At 73.1% G+C, this 15,987-nt stretch carries 14 protein-coding genes; 3 read left to right on the top strand and 11 right to left on the bottom strand.

What is annotated here, in order from left to right; all coding sequences use genetic code 11:
* Positions 1 to 96: 96 nt before the first annotated feature.
* The 3 genes from gatB to gatC are packed head-to-tail and all read right to left on the bottom strand — an operon-like array spanning position 97 to position 3,391.
* A complete protein-coding gene (gatB, locus tag ABZ806_RS36200; protein WP_500222471.1) occupies positions 97 to 1,581 on the bottom strand; it encodes an Asp-tRNA(Asn)/Glu-tRNA(Gln) amidotransferase subunit GatB in 1,485 nt (494 codons plus the stop codon).
* A 14-nt stretch (positions 1,582 to 1,595) separates the two neighbouring features.
* Complete coding sequence (gene gatA, locus ABZ806_RS36195) at positions 1,596 to 3,092, bottom strand: Asp-tRNA(Asn)/Glu-tRNA(Gln) amidotransferase subunit GatA (protein WP_500222463.1); 1,497 nt, start codon at positions 3,090 to 3,092, stop codon at positions 1,596 to 1,598.
* On the bottom strand, positions 3,092 to 3,391 hold the full coding sequence (gene gatC, locus ABZ806_RS36190) for an Asp-tRNA(Asn)/Glu-tRNA(Gln) amidotransferase subunit GatC (protein ID WP_500222461.1): 300 nt from the start codon (positions 3,389 to 3,391) through the stop codon (positions 3,092 to 3,094). The genes gatA and gatC overlap by 1 nt, the downstream gene beginning before the upstream one ends.
* Positions 3,392 to 3,556: 165 nt before the next feature.
* On the opposite strand from gatC, the gene ABZ806_RS36185 reads away from it, so the two are divergent.
* Positions 3,557 to 3,805, top strand: coding sequence for a DUF6458 family protein (locus tag ABZ806_RS36185; RefSeq protein WP_500222459.1), 249 nt, complete (start codon positions 3,557 to 3,559; stop codon positions 3,803 to 3,805).
* 3 nt (positions 3,806 to 3,808) lie between these two features.
* Here the strand turns inward: ABZ806_RS36185 and ABZ806_RS36180 are convergent, their stop codons facing one another.
* The 6 genes from ABZ806_RS36180 to mnmA form a co-directional block, all read right to left on the bottom strand.
* On the bottom strand, positions 3,809 to 4,150 hold the full coding sequence (locus ABZ806_RS36180) for a hypothetical protein (RefSeq protein WP_500222457.1): 342 nt from the start codon (positions 4,148 to 4,150) through the stop codon (positions 3,809 to 3,811).
* A gap of 130 nt (positions 4,151 to 4,280) precedes the next feature.
* Positions 4,281 to 6,368, bottom strand: a complete 2,088-nt coding sequence (locus ABZ806_RS36175; protein ID WP_500222455.1) for a putative bifunctional diguanylate cyclase/phosphodiesterase — start codon at positions 6,366 to 6,368, stop codon at positions 4,281 to 4,283.
* A gap of 254 nt (positions 6,369 to 6,622) precedes the next feature.
* Entirely contained in the window at positions 6,623 to 8,791 is a 2,169-nt protein-coding gene (gene ligA, locus ABZ806_RS36170; RefSeq protein WP_500222452.1) for an NAD-dependent DNA ligase LigA, read from the bottom strand.
* A 40-nt stretch (positions 8,792 to 8,831) separates the two neighbouring features.
* Entirely contained in the window at positions 8,832 to 9,845 is a 1,014-nt protein-coding gene (locus ABZ806_RS36165; protein WP_500222450.1) for a methionine synthase, read from the bottom strand.
* Between the two features lie 25 nt (positions 9,846 to 9,870).
* Complete coding sequence (locus ABZ806_RS36160) at positions 9,871 to 10,689, bottom strand: LLM class F420-dependent oxidoreductase (protein WP_500222447.1); 819 nt, start codon at positions 10,687 to 10,689, stop codon at positions 9,871 to 9,873.
* Positions 10,690 to 10,954: 265 nt separating this feature from the next.
* Positions 10,955 to 12,031 carry a tRNA 2-thiouridine(34) synthase MnmA gene (gene mnmA, locus ABZ806_RS36155; protein WP_500222445.1) on the bottom strand — a complete coding sequence of 359 codons (1,077 nt, stop codon included), beginning with the start codon at positions 12,029 to 12,031 and terminating at the stop codon, positions 10,955 to 10,957.
* Positions 12,032 to 12,098: 67 nt separating this feature from the next.
* Here mnmA and ABZ806_RS36150 point away from each other — a divergent pair, with 67 nt between their 5' ends.
* On the top strand, positions 12,099 to 13,181 hold the full coding sequence (locus ABZ806_RS36150; protein WP_500222442.1) for a DUF695 domain-containing protein: 1,083 nt from the start codon (positions 12,099 to 12,101) through the stop codon (positions 13,179 to 13,181).
* Here the strand turns inward: ABZ806_RS36150 and ABZ806_RS36145 are convergent.
* On the bottom strand, positions 13,169 to 13,945 hold the full coding sequence (locus ABZ806_RS36145; RefSeq protein WP_500222438.1) for a DUF1206 domain-containing protein: 777 nt from the start codon (positions 13,943 to 13,945) through the stop codon (positions 13,169 to 13,171). The two genes, ABZ806_RS36150 and ABZ806_RS36145, sit on opposite strands and share 13 nt — an antisense overlap.
* 119 nt (positions 13,946 to 14,064) lie before the next feature.
* Positions 14,065 to 15,240, bottom strand: a complete 1,176-nt coding sequence (locus ABZ806_RS36140) for a cysteine desulfurase family protein (RefSeq protein WP_500222467.1) — start codon at positions 15,238 to 15,240, stop codon at positions 14,065 to 14,067.
* Positions 15,241 to 15,393: 153 nt separating this feature from the next.
* Here ABZ806_RS36140 and ABZ806_RS36135 point away from each other — a divergent pair, with 153 nt between their 5' ends.
* The gene (locus tag ABZ806_RS36135) at positions 15,394 to 15,927 is read left to right on the top strand and encodes a TetR/AcrR family transcriptional regulator (protein ID WP_500222436.1); all 534 of its coding nucleotides are present in this window, start codon (positions 15,394 to 15,396) and stop codon (positions 15,925 to 15,927) included.
* Positions 15,928 to 15,987 lie beyond the last annotated feature (60 nt).

The following is a 15,987-nucleotide window of genomic DNA, read 5'->3' as shown; positions in this document are numbered from 1 at the left end:
CCACACCACTCTTCCCGCCCCCGCGGCTCTCCCGATGTCCCGGGCGGGTTGTCTCCCGGGCGTCCGGGGGAGCGCGCCGGGGCACGGCGCCACGCGTCAGGACGCGCCGAGCTTCTCCAGGATCAGCTCGCGCGCCCGCCCGGCGTCGGCCTGCCCACGGGTGGCCTTCATGACGGCGCCGACGAGCGCACCGGCCGCGGCGACCTTGCCGGCCCGGATCTTGTCGGCCACGGCCGCGTTGTCGGCGATCACCTGGTCGATGACCGACGACAGCTCGCCCTCGTCGCTGACGACCTTCAGGCCCCGCTTCGCGACGACCTCGTCCGGCGTGCCCTCCCCGGCGAGGACGCCCTCGAACACCTTCCGGGCCAGCTTGTCGTTCAGCTCCCCGGCCGTGATCATCGCCTGCACCCGCGCGACCTGCTCCGGCGTGATCGGCAGGTCCGCCAGCTCGACGCCCTGCTCGGTCGCCCGCCGCGACAGCTCGTTCATCCACCACTTGCGCGCCGCGGGCGCGTCGGTGCCCTGCGCGACCGTCGCCTCGATGAGGTCGACGGCGCCGGCGTTGACGACGTCCCGCAGCTCCAGGTCGGACAGGTTCCACTCCGCCTGGATGCGGCGGCGCCGCGCCGCGGGCAGCTCGGGCAGCGACGCGCGGATCTCCTCGACCCACTCCCGCGACGGCGCCATCGGCACCAGGTCGGGCTCGGGGAAGTACCGGTAGTCCTGCGCCTCCTCCTTGCTGCGGCCGCTCGTCGTCCGGCCGGTGTCCTCATGGAAGTGGCGGGTCTCCTGGACCACGCGGCCACCGGCGTCCAGCACGCCGGCCTGCCGCTCGATCTCCGACCGGACCGACCGCTCCACCGACCGCAGCGAGTTGACGTTCTTCGTCTCCGTCCGCGTGCCCCACTCCCGCGCGCCGCGCGGCATCAGCGAGACGTTCACGTCGCAGCGCATCGAGCCCTGCTCCATGCGGACGTCGGAGACGCCCAGCGACCGGACCAGCTCCCGCAGCTCCGTCGCGTACGCGCGCGCCACCAGCGGCGCCCGGTCACCGGTCGCCGGGATCCCCCGGGTGACGATCTCCACCAGCGGGATGCCGGCGCGGTTGTAGTCGACGAGCGAGTACTCGGCCCCCTGGATGCGCCCGGTCGCGCCGCCGACGTGCAGCGACTTGCCGGTGTCCTCCTCCATGTGGACGCGCTCGATCTCGATCCGGTACGTCTCGCCGTCCACCTCGACGTCCAGGTGGCCGTCCACGCACAGCGGCTCGTCGTACTGCGAGATCTGGAAGTTCTTCGGCATGTCCGGGTAGAAGTAGTTCTTCCGGGCGAACCGGCACCACTCCACGATGTCGCAGTTCAGCGCCAGGCCGATCTTGATGATGCCCTCGATCGCCGCGTGGTTGGTCACCGGCAGCGCCCCGGGCAGCCCCAGGCACACCGGGCACACGTGCGTGTTCGGCTCGGCCCCGAACTCGGTCGGGCACCCGCAGAACATCTTCGACGCCGTGCCCAGCTCGATATGCGTCTCGATCCCCAGCACCGGCTCGAACTTCGCCAGCGCCTCGTCATAGCTCATCAGCGTCGGGGTCGTCACTTCGCCTCCACCAGTTCCGGGGCCTGGGCCAGCAGGGGGCCGCCCCAGCGGTCTTCCAGGGCCCGCTCGACGGCGGCGCCGACGCGGTAGACGCGGTCGTCGCCGAGGACGGGTGCCATGATCTGCAGGCCGACGGGCAGGCCGTCCGCCAGGCCGCACGGCACCGAGATCGCGGCGTTGCCGGTGAGGTTCGCCGGGATGGTGCACAGGTCGGCCAGGTACATCGCGACCGGGTCGTCGGCGCGCTCGCCGATCGGGAACGCGGTGGTCGGCGTCGTCGGCGAGACCAGCACGTCCACCTGCTCGAACGCGGCCTCGAAGTCGCGCTTGATCAGCGTGCGGACCTGCTGCGCCTTGCCGTAGTAGGCGTCGTAGTAGCCCGACGACAGCGCGTAGGTGCCGAGCATGATGCGCCGCTTGACCTCGGGGCCGAAGCCCTCGGCGCGGGTCAGCGCCATGACCTCCTCGGCGCTGCGGGAGCCGTCGTCGCCGACGCGCAGGCCGTACCGCATGGCGTCGAAGCGGGCCAGGTTGGACGAGCACTCCGACGGTGCGATCAGGTAGTAGGCGGGCAGCGCGTAGGTGAAGTTCGGGCAGGACACCTCGACGACCTTCGCGCCGAGGGACTCCAACACCTCGACCGCCTCGTTGAACCGGGCGGTCACACCCGGCTGGTAGCCGTCGCCGGCGAACTCCTTCACGACGCCGACGCGCAGCCCGTCGACGTCGCCGCGCCGCGCGGCCTCCACGACCGGCGGGACGGCCTCGTTCACCGAGGTGGAGTCCATCGGGTCGTGGCCGCTGAACGCCTCGTGCAGCAGCGCCGCGTCGAGCACGTTGCGCGCGAACGGGCCGGGCGTGTCCAGCGAGGACGCGAACGCGATCACCCCGTACCGGGACGAGCCGCCGTAGGTGGGCTTCATCCCGACGATGCCGGTGACGGCGGCGGGCTGCCGGATGGAGCCGCCGGTGTCGGTGCCCGTCGACAGCGGCGCCTCGTAGGCGGCGACGGCCGCCGACGACCCGCCGGACGAGCCGCCGGGGACGCGCTCCAGGTCCCACGGGTTGCGCGAGGTCACATAGGCGCTGTTCTCGGTGGACGACCCCATGGCGAACTCGTCCATGTTGGTCTTGCCGAGGATCACCAGCCCGGCCTGCCGCAGCCGCGCCGTGATGGTCGCGTCGTACGGCGGCCGCCAGCCCTCAAGGATCTTGGACCCGGCGGTGGTCGGCATGTCGGTCGTGGTGAACACGTCCTTGTGCGCGATCGGGACGCCGGCCAGCGGGCCGAGCTCCTCCCCCGCCGCGCGCCGCTCGTCCACCTTCCGCGCCTGCGCCAGCGTCGTGTCGCGGTCGACGTGCAGGAACGCGTTGACCTGCCCGTCCACGGCCGCGATGCGGTCCAGGTGCGCCCCGGCCACCTCGACGGCCGACACCTCTCCGGCGGTGAGCAGCTCTCCGAGCTCCGCCGCGCTCTTCCCGACCAGCTCCATCAGGCCTCCTCGTCCAGGATCCGCGGGACGCGGAAGCGCTGCTCCTCGGCGGCAGGCGCGCCGGACAGGGCCTGCTCGGGCGTGAGGCACGGCCGTACCTCGTCCGCCCGGTAGACGTTGGTCAGCGGGAGCGCGTGCGAGGTGGGCGGGATGTCCTCCGCCGCGACCTCCTGCACCCGCGCGACCGCGGAGATGATCTGGTCGAGCTGGGCGGCGAGATGGTCGAGTTCATCGTCGCCGAGCGCCAGCCGGGACAGCCGAGCGAGGTGCGTGACCTCGTCACGGGTGATGGCGGACATGAGAGAGACCGTTCCTGCGATGAAGTGGGTTCACCGCCATCCTATGGGCCCGGCGCCCCGCCGCCCGACAGGTTTGCGCGGGCCCGGATCCCGGCGCGCCGTTTCGTCTCCGCCTGCGGGGAAGGGATGTCACGTCCACCCCCGGGACGACGAGAGGAGCCCGCCGTGACCATCGGCGGCAGCATCGCCCTGATCATCATCGGCGCGATCCTGGCCTATGCGGTCAACTACGAGTTCAGCGGCATCGACATCCGCCTGGTCGGCGTGATCCTGATGGTCGGCGGCCTGATCGGCCTGGTCGTCGGCATCGTCCGGATCGCCTCCGCCCGCCGCGCGGTCGACCGCCGCCCCCCGCCCCGCGTCCGCGAGGAGTACTACGAGGACGAGTACGAGACCCGCCGCCGCCCGTACTGACCCCTACTGCGGCGGCTGCGGCGGCTGGTACTGCTGCGGCACCGGCTGCTGCGGCCCCGTACCCCGCTGCGGATACGGCTGCCCCACCGGCGGAGCGCCCCCCGCCTGCTGCTGGAACGGGAACGTCACCGTCTTCGCCGGCGACTCCGTTGCGCTCATCCCGGCCAGCGCGCCCGCCCCGATGACCGCGGCCGACAGCATGACGAACCCCCCGAGGAGCACGCTGATGAGGTCGCCCATGTTGGCGTCGCTCTGGTTGTCGGGCAGGTCCGACATGACACCGAAGAACACGCCTCCGGCCACCAGGATGCACATGCCAAGGATCACTGCGCGCGCGGCGTTCATGACGCGTGATGGTAGCGCCCCCGCCGACACCGCGTAATACCAACAGCAAACCATCCAGTCATACCCGCCGCTCCCCCACCGCAGGCGCTCGGCACGGGCCGGAACGACGACCACGCGCACCCCTGGGAGATCACGCAGCTGGTTCCGGGGTTATCTGGGTGTGGCGGCGGAGCCAGTCGGTGGCGGTGGCGGCGTCCATGGGGCGGCCGAAGTGCCAGCCCTGGGCGGCGTCGCAGCCCATGTCGCGGAGGGCTTCGGCGGTGGCGGGGTCTTCGACGCCTTCGGCGACGGAGCGGAGGCCGAGGGTGCGGACGAGGTCGACGATCGAGCGGACGATGACGGCGTCGTCCGGGGAGTCGGCGATGCGGCGGACGAAGGAGGCGTCGATCTTGATCTCTTCGACGGGCAGTCGCTTGAGCCGGACGAGGGAGGAGTAGCCGGTGCCGAAGTCGTCCAGGCTGAGCGGGATGCCGAGGTCGGCGAGGGCGCCGACGGTCTCGGAGGCGTAGGCGGGCTCGTTCATCAGGATCCGCTCGGTGATCTCCAGCTGGAGCGCGGCGGCGGGCAGGCCGCGGGCGAGCAGGCCCTCCTCGATGGTCTCGGCGAGGCCGGTGTCGAGGAGGTCGCGGCCGGAGGCGTTGACGGCGACCTGGACGGCGAGGTCCGCGCGCCACCAGGCGGCGGTCTGCGCGAGCGCGGCGGTGACGACGTGGTGGGTGATGGAGCGCATCAGGTAGGTCTGCTCGGCGACGGACAGGAACGCCTCGGGTTCGAGGAGGCCCTGGTCGGGGTGCCGCCAGCGCAGCAGGGCCTCCATGCCGACGAGGTGTCCGTCCCGCAGCGAGACCTTCGGCTGGTAGAACAGCTCGAGTTCGGAGCGGTCGATGGCGCGGCGGAGGTCGCCGAGCATGCTGAGCCGGGCCGGGGAGTTGCGGTCCTTGGCCGGCGAGTAGATCTCGACGCCGGTGCGGGCCTCCTTGGCGTTGTACATGGCGACGTCGGCGCGCTGCAGGAGCAGTTCGAAGTCGGGCGCGTGGTCGGGGAACAGCGCGATGCCGACGCTGGCCTCCAGGTCGAACGACATGCCGTCGAGGCGGACGGGCTCGCTGAGCGCGGCGCGCAGCCGGGCGGCGACCTCGCGGGCGGCGGCCTCGTCGCGGACGGTCGGCAGCAGCACCGCGAACTCGTCGCCGCCGAGCCGCGCGACGAGGTCGCCGGGGCGGACGCTGTGGGTGAGCCGGTGCGCGACGAGCTGCAGGAGGCGGTCGCCGGTGGGGTGGCCGAGGGTGTCGTTGACCTCCTTGAACCGGTCGAGGTCGAGCAGGAACAGCCCGGCGCGGTGGTCGGGCGGCTCGGCGGTCTTGCGGCGGGCGAGGCGGCGCCGCTCGGCGCCGCGCGCTTCGGCGAGGGCCTCCTCGGTGCGGACGATCAGCAGCTTGCGGTTGGGCAGCCCGGTCAGCCCGTCGTGCAGCGCCTGGTGCTCGCGCCGCACCGACACCGACGCGTTCATGTAGACGGCGATGAACGGCAAAACGATGAGCGGCACGAACAGGGCTGACCGGTCCATCGCGACGACCATCAGCGGGGCCAGGCCGAGCAGGGCCAGGTGGACGAGCACCTGGTAGGCGAGGTCCATGCGGAGCGCCTTGACCAGCGAGACGCGCGCGTGCAGGGCGACGGCGGAGCCGACGAGGGTGTCGTTGCAGGCGAAGTAGACGGCGCCGGCGAGCGCGATCGCGGGCAGGTCGGAGCCGTGCGGCACCCACAGGTCGGACGGGGTCGCGAGGTCGCCGAACAGGGCGAGGACGAGCTGGGCGGCGGCGAGGCTGAGGGTGTACTGGGCGGCGTTGAAGGCGATCCGGTGCGGGGCGCGGCCGCGGAAGATCCCGCAGGTGATGACGGCGACGGCCTGCAGGGCGGCGGCGATGGGCAGGCCGGCGTACAGCAGCGCGGCGAACGAGAACGTGGTCGAGGTGGTGGCGCCGTTGTTCTCGGTGGAGCCGGGGGTGATGATCGGGCGCAGCTCGCCGAAGACGATGAAGCAGCCGAGGATCCAGAACAGGGGCGTGCTGACGAGCGCGTCCAGGTCGGCGGAGCTCAGCCCGGAGAACGCGGCCCCGCCGGCCGTGACGCCGAGCAGGATGACCACGACGAAGTAGATCCACAACGGGGAACCACGGCGCGGGGCCGTGTTCCGTGTGTTGTTCGGGTCCTTCATCACATCCTCGGGGGGTTCGGGGGGCCGTCCCCCGGCACCGGGCGTCCCCGACCTCGGGGGACGCCCCCCGGGTGTTACGTCCGGAGATTCAGGTACAGGTCGTGATGAGAGGGAGAGTACGGCCTTCGCTCAACTTCGCGAAACCGTTTGCGTACGTTCCGTTATGGAGTTCCGTACCCGCCGCTCATCGTTGGGTAATGGGAGTGTACCCCTGAGTAACGCGAACCTGGTGAGACCCCCATGATCACGCGCGGTCATTCATCGGCGCGCAACGTCACGTCTTTGGCCGCATCCGGTCCGTCGGCGAGCAGTACGCGGAAGCCGTCCTCCGCCAGAACCGGTACGCCCAGCTTCACGGCTTTGTCGTACTTCGACCCGGGATTGTCGCCCGCGACCACGAAGCCCGTCTTCTTCGACACCGAGCCGGACACCTTGCCGCCGAGCCGCTGCACCGCCTCGGTCGCCGAGTCCCGGCTGTACTCCTCCAGCGAGCCGGTGATCACCACGGTGACGCCCTCCAGCGGGCGCGGGCCCGCGGCGCCCTCGTCCTCCATCCGGACCCCGGCGGCCCGCCACTTGTCGACGATCTCCCGGTGCCAGTCGACCGCGAACCACTTCTTGATCGACGCCGCGATCGTCGGCCCGACGCCGTCGACCGCCGCGAGCTCCTCCTCGGTCGCGTTCGCGATCGCGTCCATCGAGCGCATCTCGCGGGCCAGGTCGCGCGCGGCCGACGGGCCCACGTGCCGGATCGACAGCGCCACCAGCACCCGCCACAGCGGCTGCCGCTTGGCCTTCTCCAGCTCCTCGAAGAGGATCTCGACGGTCTTCTTCGGCTCGCCCTCCTTGTTGGCGAAGAACGACACGACCTTCGGCTCGCCGGTCTTCGTGTCGGTCTTCGCGGTGCCGGTCTTGGAGTCCAGCACGATGCTCCGGATGGGCAGCAGCCGGTCGACCGTCAGGTGGAACAGGTCGCCCTCGTTCCTGACCGGCGGGTCGGACGGCTCCAGCGGCTGCGTCAGCGCGGTCGCCGCCACGTATCCGAGCGCCTCGATGTCGAGCGCGTTGCGGCTCGCCACGAAGTACAGCCGCTCGCGCAGCTGCCCCGGGCAGTACTGCGTGTTCGGGCACCGGATGTCGGCGTCGCCCTCCTTCTCGTACGCCAGCTCGGTGCCGCACTCGGGGCAGTGCGCGGGCATGTGGAACTCGCGCTCGGAGCCGTCCCGCAGCGCGGTCACCGGCGCGACGATCTCCGGGATGACGTCGCCGGCCTTGCGCAGCACGACGGTGTCGCCGATCAGCACGCCCTTGCGCTTGACCTCGCTCCCGTTGTGCAGTGTGGCCCGGTCGACCGTCGACCCCGCGACCTTCACCGGCTCCATCTCGCCGTACGGGGTGATGCGCCCGGTCCGCCCGACACCGACCCTGATGTCGAGGAGCCTGGTGTTGACCTCCTCCGGCGGGTACTTCCACGCGATCGCCCAGCGCGGCGCGCGGCTCGTCGACCCGAGCCGCCGCTGCAGCGCGAACTGGTCGACCTTCACCACGACGCCGTCGATCTCGTAGGCGGGGTCGTGCCGGTGCTCGCCGTACTCGTCGATGTACGCGCGGACGGCGTCCATCCCGCCGACGACCTGGTAGCGGTCGCTGACCGGCAGCCCCCAGCCGCGCATCAGCTCGTACGCCCCGGACTGGCTCTCCGGATACGTCCCGCCCCGCCAGGCGCCGAACCCGTGGACGAGCATGCCGAGCGGCCGGTGCGCGGTGACCCGCGGGTCCTTCTGCCGCAGCGACCCCGCCGCCGCGTTGCGCGGGTTGGCGAACGGCTCCCGGCCCGCCTCGACCTGCGCGGCGTTGACCTGCTCGAACCCCTCGACCGGCAGGAAGACCTCGCCGCGCACCTCCAGGACGTCCGGCCAGCCCTCCCCCGCCAGCCGGTCCGGGATGTCGGCGATGGTGCGGATGTTGTTGGTGACGTCCTCGCCGGTGCGCCCGTCGCCGCGGGTCACCCCGCGGGTCAGCCGCCCGTTCTCGTAGACCAGCGCGATCGCCAGCCCGTCGATCTTCAGCTCGCACAGGTAGCCGGCGACCTCGCCGACCTCCTTGACGACGCGCTCGTCCCACGCGAGCAGCTCGTCGGCGCTCATCGCGTTGTCGAGGCTCTGCATCCGCTCCAGGTGCTGGACGGTCGCGAAGTCGGTGACGATCGGCGCGCCGACCCGCTGCGTCGGCGAGTCGGGCGTGACCAGCTCCGGATGCCGCTCCTCCAGCGCGCGGATCTCCCGCATCCGCTGGTCGTAGTCGGCGTCGGTGAGCGTCGGCTGGTCGAGGACGTAGTACCGGTAGTTGGCCTCGTCGAGTTCTTCGGTCAGCCGGCGGTGCCGCTGCCGCGCCTCGGTGGGAACGCCGTCGCTCATGGTCATGCCCTCATTCTCGCCGCCACGTCCGACATTATGAGGCCACTCAGTCGGCGGCCTCATAGAGCATCCGGGCCGTGTCGCGGCACCGTTCAAGCGCTTCCCGGACGTACCGGGGCGAGGCGCCCGCCATGCCGCAGGCCGGGGTGATCACGACCTGTTCCGCGAGTCGCGCGGCCGGGAAACCGAGCCGCCGCCACAGCCCCCGCACCGGCTCGCCGGTCGCCCGCAGGGACGGCAGGACGCCGTCGGTGCCGGGGACCGCGCCGAGGAACAGGGCCGTTCCCGCGTCGATCGCCTCCCCCACGGCGTCGTCGTCGCGCCGCGGCACCCGCGCCAGATCGACCGAGATCGCCTTCGCGCCGGCGCCGCGCAGCAGCCCGTACGGGACGTTCCGGGCGCAGCAGTGCACGACGGGGTAGGCGGCGTCGTCCCCGCAGGCCGCCTCGATCACCGTCCGGAGGGCGTCCTCGGCGACGGGCTCCTCGATGGCGCGCAGCCGGGAGAACCCGCTGGCCGTCGGGACCGATCCGGCCAGGACGGCGGGCAGGCCCGGCTCGTCCAGCTGCAGGACGATCCGCGCGGCGGGCAGCCGGCGCCGGACGTCGGCGACGTGCCCGGCGACGCCCTCGGCGAGCGAGGCGGCCAGGTCGCGGACGGCGCCCGGGTCCTTCAGCGCCCGGTCGCCGTGCCGCAGCTCGATCGTGGACGCCAGCGTCCACGGCCCGCACACCTGGATCTTGAACGGCCCGTCGTGCCCGCCCGCGACCTCCTCCAGGACGTCCAGGTCCCGCGCGAGGTGGTCGCGGGCGCGCAGCGTGTCGCGGCCGGGCCGGTCGGAGAACCGCCACCCGGACGGCTCCACCCGCACCGCCATGTCGATCAGCAGCCCGGCCGTTCGCCCGGTCAGGTCGGCGCCGGGGCCGCGGGCGGGCAGCTCCGGCAGGTGCGGCAGCTCGGGCAGCTCGCCGAGGACGACGCGCAGCGCCTCCGCCGGGTCGGTCCCGGGATACGAGCCGACACCGGTCGCCGTTCCGGCCTGCCAGGGGTAATCGGTCACACCGGGAAGCCTAGCGGCGCGGTGATCACAGCAGTCCGGCGAGCCGGTCCAGGTAGCGGAGCGTGTCGTCCTCGGGCTCGGTCTTCAGGTTGAACAGCACCTCGTCGACGCCCGCGGCCTCCAGCTCGGCGACGGTCTCGCTCCTGCCGGGCGCCCCGAACACCGTGACCGGCACCCGCCGCCCCGCCCGCTCCCGCAGCTCGGCGATCTGCGCCGTCAGCACGTCCGTGCCGCGCCCGTAGATCGGCATCCAGCCGTCGCCGAACTCGACGACCCGGTCGAAGGTCGTCGGCCCGGCTCCGCCGATCATCACGGGCGGGTGCGGGTCCTGGACGGGCTTCGGGTACGAGAACACCGGGTCGAAGTCGACGAACTCGCCGTGGAACTCGGCCTCGTCCTTCGTCCACAGCTCCTTGACGGCCAGCACGCGCTCGCGGAGCAGCCGCACCCGGGTGGTGGGCTCGGTGCCGTGGTTGCGCATCTCCTCCCGGTTCCAGCCGGCGCCGACGCCGAGCACGGCGCGGCCGCCGGAGACCAGGTCGAGGGAGGCGACCTCCTTCGCGAGGTGGATCGGGTCCCGCTGGACGACCAGCGCGATGCCCGTCCCGACGCGGAGCCGCTCGGTCACCGTCGCCGCGGCGGTCAGCGCCACGAACGGGTCGAGGGTCCGGTAGTACATCCGGGGCAGTTCTGCCCCGCCCGGCCACGGCGACTCGCGCTTCACCGGGATGTGGGTGTGCTCGGCCAGGAACAGCGACCCGAGCCCGCGCTCCTCCAGCGCCCGCCCGAGCGCCGCCGGCCCGATTCCGTCATCGGTCACGAACGTCGAAACACCGAACTCCACGAAACGCCTCCCAAGATCGCCCTACCGGACCATAAGCCACCGCCGCCCCCGCTGATTCCCCCGGGCCGCCGCCCCGCCCTCGGGCCGCACCCCACAGCGCACGGGCCGCCCCGACCTGAGCCGCGTCCCACGGCGCACGGCCGCCCCGACCTGAGCCGCGTCCCACGGCGCACGGCCGCCCCGGTCTGAGCCGCGTCCTATGGCGCACGGCCGCCCCGGTCTGAGCCGAGTTCCACGGCGCACGGGCCGCGGTGGTGGGGGCGGGTCAGGCTGGGATGCGGGCGGCTTCGGCGATCGTGGTCGAGGCGAGGACGCGGTCGCCGGCGTAGAGGACGGCGGTCTGCCCGGTGGCGACGCCGCGGGCCGGGGCGGCGAGGCGGATGCGCAGTTCGCCGCCGGTCTGCTCGGCCGTGCAGTCGTAGACCTCGCCGTGCGCCCGCAGCTGGACCCGGCAGGAGAAGGGGCCGTCCGGCGCGTCGCCCAGCCACACCGGGCGCTCGCCGGTGATCTCGCGGACGTCCAGGTCCTCGCGCGATCCGACCGTCACCGTGTTCGTCACCGGGGAGATGCCGAGGACGTAGCGGGGGCGCCCGTCCGGTGCCGGGGTGCCGAGCCGCAGGCCCTTGCGCTGCCCGATCGTGTAGGCGTAGGCGCCGTCGTGCTCGCCGACCTCGTTGCCGTCGGTGTCGACGATCGGGCCCTTGGCCGAGCCGAGCCGCTCGGCGAGGAAGCCGCGCGTGTCGCCGTCGGCGATGAAGCAGATGTCGTGGCTGTCGGGCTTGTCGGCTACCTGGAGGCCGCGCCGCTCCGCCTCCCGGCGGATGTCGGCCTTGGCGGTGTCGCCGAGCGGGAACAGCGCGTGCGCGAGCTGCTCGGGCGTGCAGACGGCCAGCACGTACGACTGGTCCTTGCCGGGGTCGACGCCGCGGCGCAGGACGCCGTCCTCGAGCCGGGCGTAGTGGCCGGTGCAGACGGCGTCGAAGCCGAGCGCCATCGCGCGGTCCAGCAGCGCGGCGAACTTGATCTTCTCGTTGCAGCGCAGGCACGGGTTCGGGGTGCGGCCGGCGGCGTACTCGCTGACGAAGTCCTCCACGACGTCTTTGTGGAACCGTTCGGCGAGGTCCCAGACGTAGAACGGGATGCCGATCACGTCGGCGGCGCGGCGGGCGTCCCGGGAGTCCTCCAGGGTGCAGCAGCCGCGCGCGCCCGTGCGGTAGGACTGGGGGTTGCTGGACAGGGCCATGTGGACGCCGGTGACGTCGTGCCCGGCCTCGGCGGCGCGGGCGGCGGCCACGGCGGAGTCGACGCCGCCCGACATGGCGGCGAGTACGCGAAGAGTCATGGTCCTTCGAGCGTACGCGGCGTGGCCCGGTCGGCACTCCGCATTTCCGCGTACGATTGGGGCCGCTATGGGAATCTTCCGACGTCCGCGCGAGGCGTCCGCCGTCGCACCGCCCGCCATCAGCGAGTTCTGGGAGTGGTGGGCGCAGGCCCGCCCGACGATCGAGGCGTCGCTGGCCGCCGGGCCCGAGCCCGACGCGCCGGATCCCGCCGTGCCCGGCGAGGGATTGTCGGCGGAGACGATCGAGGAGCTGTCGCGCCGCGTCCGCAAGATCCACGCGGACCTGCAGTGGGAGATCGGCGGCGCCGACGACCGCAACCCGTCGCTGACCGTGACCGGCGGCGGCGACCCCGGGCTGCGCGGGGTCACCGAGCGCTGGGTGCGGGCCGCGCCGGCCGGCGGCGCGGCCGCCGGCTGGAGCTTCCACCCGGCGCGCCAGGCCGACCCGGAGATGCTCAACCAGGACCTCGTCCTCGGCGACCACGAGTTCGACCTCGAGTACGTCCGGCTGGGCATGCGCGCCGACACCGACCGCGCCCGCGTGCACATCACCGCCTACCACCCCGACTTCCTGTTCGTCGCCGAGGAGCAGCAGCTCCAGGTGGCGCTGAACGTCCTGCACTGGGCGCTCGGCGAGGACGACGTGGCCCGCTGGATCGGCGAGGTCGCGATCGCGACGGAGGCGCCGATCGACTCCCTCGCGCCGTCGATGCTGCCCGCGGTGGTCGAGCAGGTCGCCGAGCCGTTCGCCGAGCCCGCGTGGCTGACCGGCGAGGGCCGCACCCCGCGCGGGCACCCGGCCCGGCTCGGCGCCCGGTTCCCGCTGCACCGGCAGGACTACCCGCTCTGCGACCTGCACGTGGCGATCACCGTCCCGTACGCCAACAGCAACCCCGACCGGCTGCCGGTCGAGCCGTCGGCGGGCGCGCTGCGCTCGTTCGAGAAGAAGCTGGCCAAGCTCGGCGACCGGGCGGTCCTGGCCGTCCGGGAGACCGGCGACGGGCTGCGCGTCTTCCACCTGTACGCCGACCCCGACTCGGGCGTCATCTCCGAGCTCGACCAGCTCGCGGCCGGCTGGCCGGAGGGCAAGGCCAAGGTCGCCTCCACGGCCGACCCCGGCTGGAAGGCGCTCGCCCCCTACCAGCCCTGACGGGTCGCGTCGACCTTGCGCCAGCGGGCCTCGCAGAACGAGTAGAGGCCGAAGGTCAGGACGCCCGCGGCCACCGCCGCCAGGCCCCAGGCGCCGGCCGGGGTGGCGGCGAACTCGCGGAGGGCGCCGTCGAGCCCGCGGGCCTTCTGCGGCTGGAAGCTGACGGCCGCGTAGGCGAGGAAGGCGCCGACGGCGACGCCGACGAGTCCGCGGGCGGTGTTGCCGACGATCCCGAACGGCTGGACGAACCGGCGCGCGGCCTCGCTCATCCCGGCGGTCTCGAGTTCGTCCAGGAACGCGCGCCGGACGCCGTTGACGACCACGACGGCGCCCCAGACCACGAAGCCGGCGGCGATGGCGAGGACGAGCCAGCGGCCGCCGGGCTCGCCCATGAGCCGCGCGGTGAGGGTCTTGGACCGCTGGTCGCTCGACGTGCCCCGGTGGCCGAACAGGAACGCGAGGGTCCCCGCGCAGCCGGCCGAGTACATGACGCCGCGCACGGCCGAGGCCAGCCGCTGGAGGGGCTTGTCACCGTCCGGGACGGGACGTCCGTACAGGGCTTCGGCGTACTGCCAGAGGGCGAGCGCGGCGAAGCCGGCGACCATCAGCCAGAGGACGGCCGGGCCGCCCGGCTTGTCGACGACGGACTGCAGCGCGCCCGTGCGGTCGGCCTCCCTCCCGCCGCCCCCGAAGGCGACCTGGAGGGCGAGCCAGCCGATGAGCAGGTAGAGGAGGCCGCGGGCGACCAGGCCCACGCGCGACATCCGGTGGAACCAGGGGTGTCCGGCCGCTTGCTTGATCCCATCGCGCACATCCGTCGTCACGGGCACCGCTGTCCCCGTTCAAAGGACGGTCAAACCAGGACAGATCAGCCCAGGACAGATCAGCTGAGACCCGCACGGCGGGCGCGCTCCACCACCGGGCCGATGGCGTCGGCGAGGGCCTTGACGTCGGCCTCGGTGGAGGTGTGGCCGAGGGTGAAGCGCAGCGACCCGCGGGCGCGCTCGGGGCCCGCGTCCATCGCCAGCAGGACGTGGCTCGGCTGCGAGACGCCGGCCGAGCACGCGGAGCCGGTGGAGCAGGCGATGCCGCGCGCGTCCAGCAGCATGAGCAGGGCGTCGCCCTCGCAGCCGGGGAAGGAGAAGTGCGCGTTGCCGGGCAGCCGGTCGGCGGGGTCGCCGTTCAGGATCGCGTCGGGCACGGCCGCGCGGACGTCCTCGATCAGCCGGTCGCGCAGTTCGGCCAGGCGGGCCGCCTCGGCCTCCCGGCGGGCGACGGTGGTCTGGACGGCGGCGGCGAACCCGGCGATGGCGGCGGTGTCGAGCGTCCCGGACCGGACGTCGCGCTCCTGCCCGCCGCCGTGCAGCAGCGGCACCGGGTCGAGGAACACCGGCTCCTTCGGCTTGGCGAGCAGCAGCGCGCCGACGCCGACCGGACCGCCGAGCTTGTGGCCGGTGACCGTGAGCGCCTGCGCGCCACTCGCCCCGAACCCGATGGGCAGCTGCCCGGCCGCCTGGACGGCGTCGGTGTGCAGCGGGACGCCGCGCTCGCGGGCCGCGGCGGCGAGGTCCGCGACGGGCTGGACGGTCCCGACCTCGTTGTTGGCCCACATCACGGTGGTGAGCGCCACATCGCCGCCCGAGCCCAGCGCCTCGCGCAGCACCTCGGGGCGGACGCGGCCGAGCCCGTCCACCGGCAGCCAGTCGACCTCGGCTCCCTCGTGGTCGGCGAGCCACTGCACCGCGTCCATCACGGCGTGGTGCTCTATGGCGCCCGCCAGCACGCGGGTGCGGGCCGGATCGGCGGCGCGGCGGGCCCAGTAGAGCCCTTTGACCGCGAGGTTGTCGGCCTCGGTGCCGCCGGAGGTGAACACGACCTCGCTCGGCCGGGCGCCGAACGCCTCGGCGATGATCTCCCGGGACTCCTCGACGACGCGGCGGGCGCGCCGTCCCACCGCGTGCAGCGAGGACGGGTTGCCCAGCTCCCGCAGTTCGGCCGTCATCGCCTCGATGGCCTCGGGCAGCATCGGGGTCGTCGCCGCATGGTCGAGGTAGGTCACCACGCGGTCAACAGTAGCCGCGCCCGCCCTGTTCCCCGCCGGTGGCCGGGGGGTTGCGCGAATGCCGGAAATGTCGCGCGGAAACCGGGAATAGCGCCACCGGGGGCCGGGTTGTGCGTCTGTGTACCGTCCAGCCGGTACAGTAGGGGGGTCATGAAGAGGGAAGTGCTGCTGGACGCCGCCGAGACCGTCCTGTCCGAGCAGGGGACGCAGGCGCTGACGCTCACGGCGGTCGCCGACCGCGCCGGCGTCAGCAAGGGCGGGCTGCTCTACCACTTCCCCACCAAGGAGGCGCTCGTCCGGGCGATGGTGGCGCGGGTCATCGAGGAGTTCGACGACCTGATCGCCACCTACATCGACTCCTACGGGGACGGTGCGCCGAGCGCCTACACCCGCGCCTACGTCGAGGCCACGTTCGAGATCCTCACCGGCGAGGCCCGCGCCTACCGGCGCTGGTCGGCCATCACGGCCGCCGCGGCGGACCCGGAGCAGGCCGAGCCGCTGAACGAGGCGATGCGCCGCTGGCACGGCCGCGACCCCGGCGAGGACCCGGACCCGGGCACCGCGATGGTCGTGCGCCTCGCCGCCGAGGGCCTCTGGGAAGTCGTGAGCCACGAGCCCAGCCTGTACGACGCGCGGCAACTCGAAGCGCTGAAACAGCGGCTGCTGGCCCTTCTGGAGCGATAACCCGAGGCGCCCGCGCCCCCCACCCGCAACCCTGAACGCTCCGAACCCCCTGCCCCCGGA

Origin of the sequence: Spirillospora sp. NPDC047418 (assembly GCF_040643275.1) — a bacterium.
Classification (GTDB): Bacteria; Actinomycetota; Actinomycetes; order Streptosporangiales; family Streptosporangiaceae; genus Spirillospora.
Note: the sequence above shows the minus strand (reverse complement) of the source record. Positions and strands in the feature narration are given on the sequence as shown.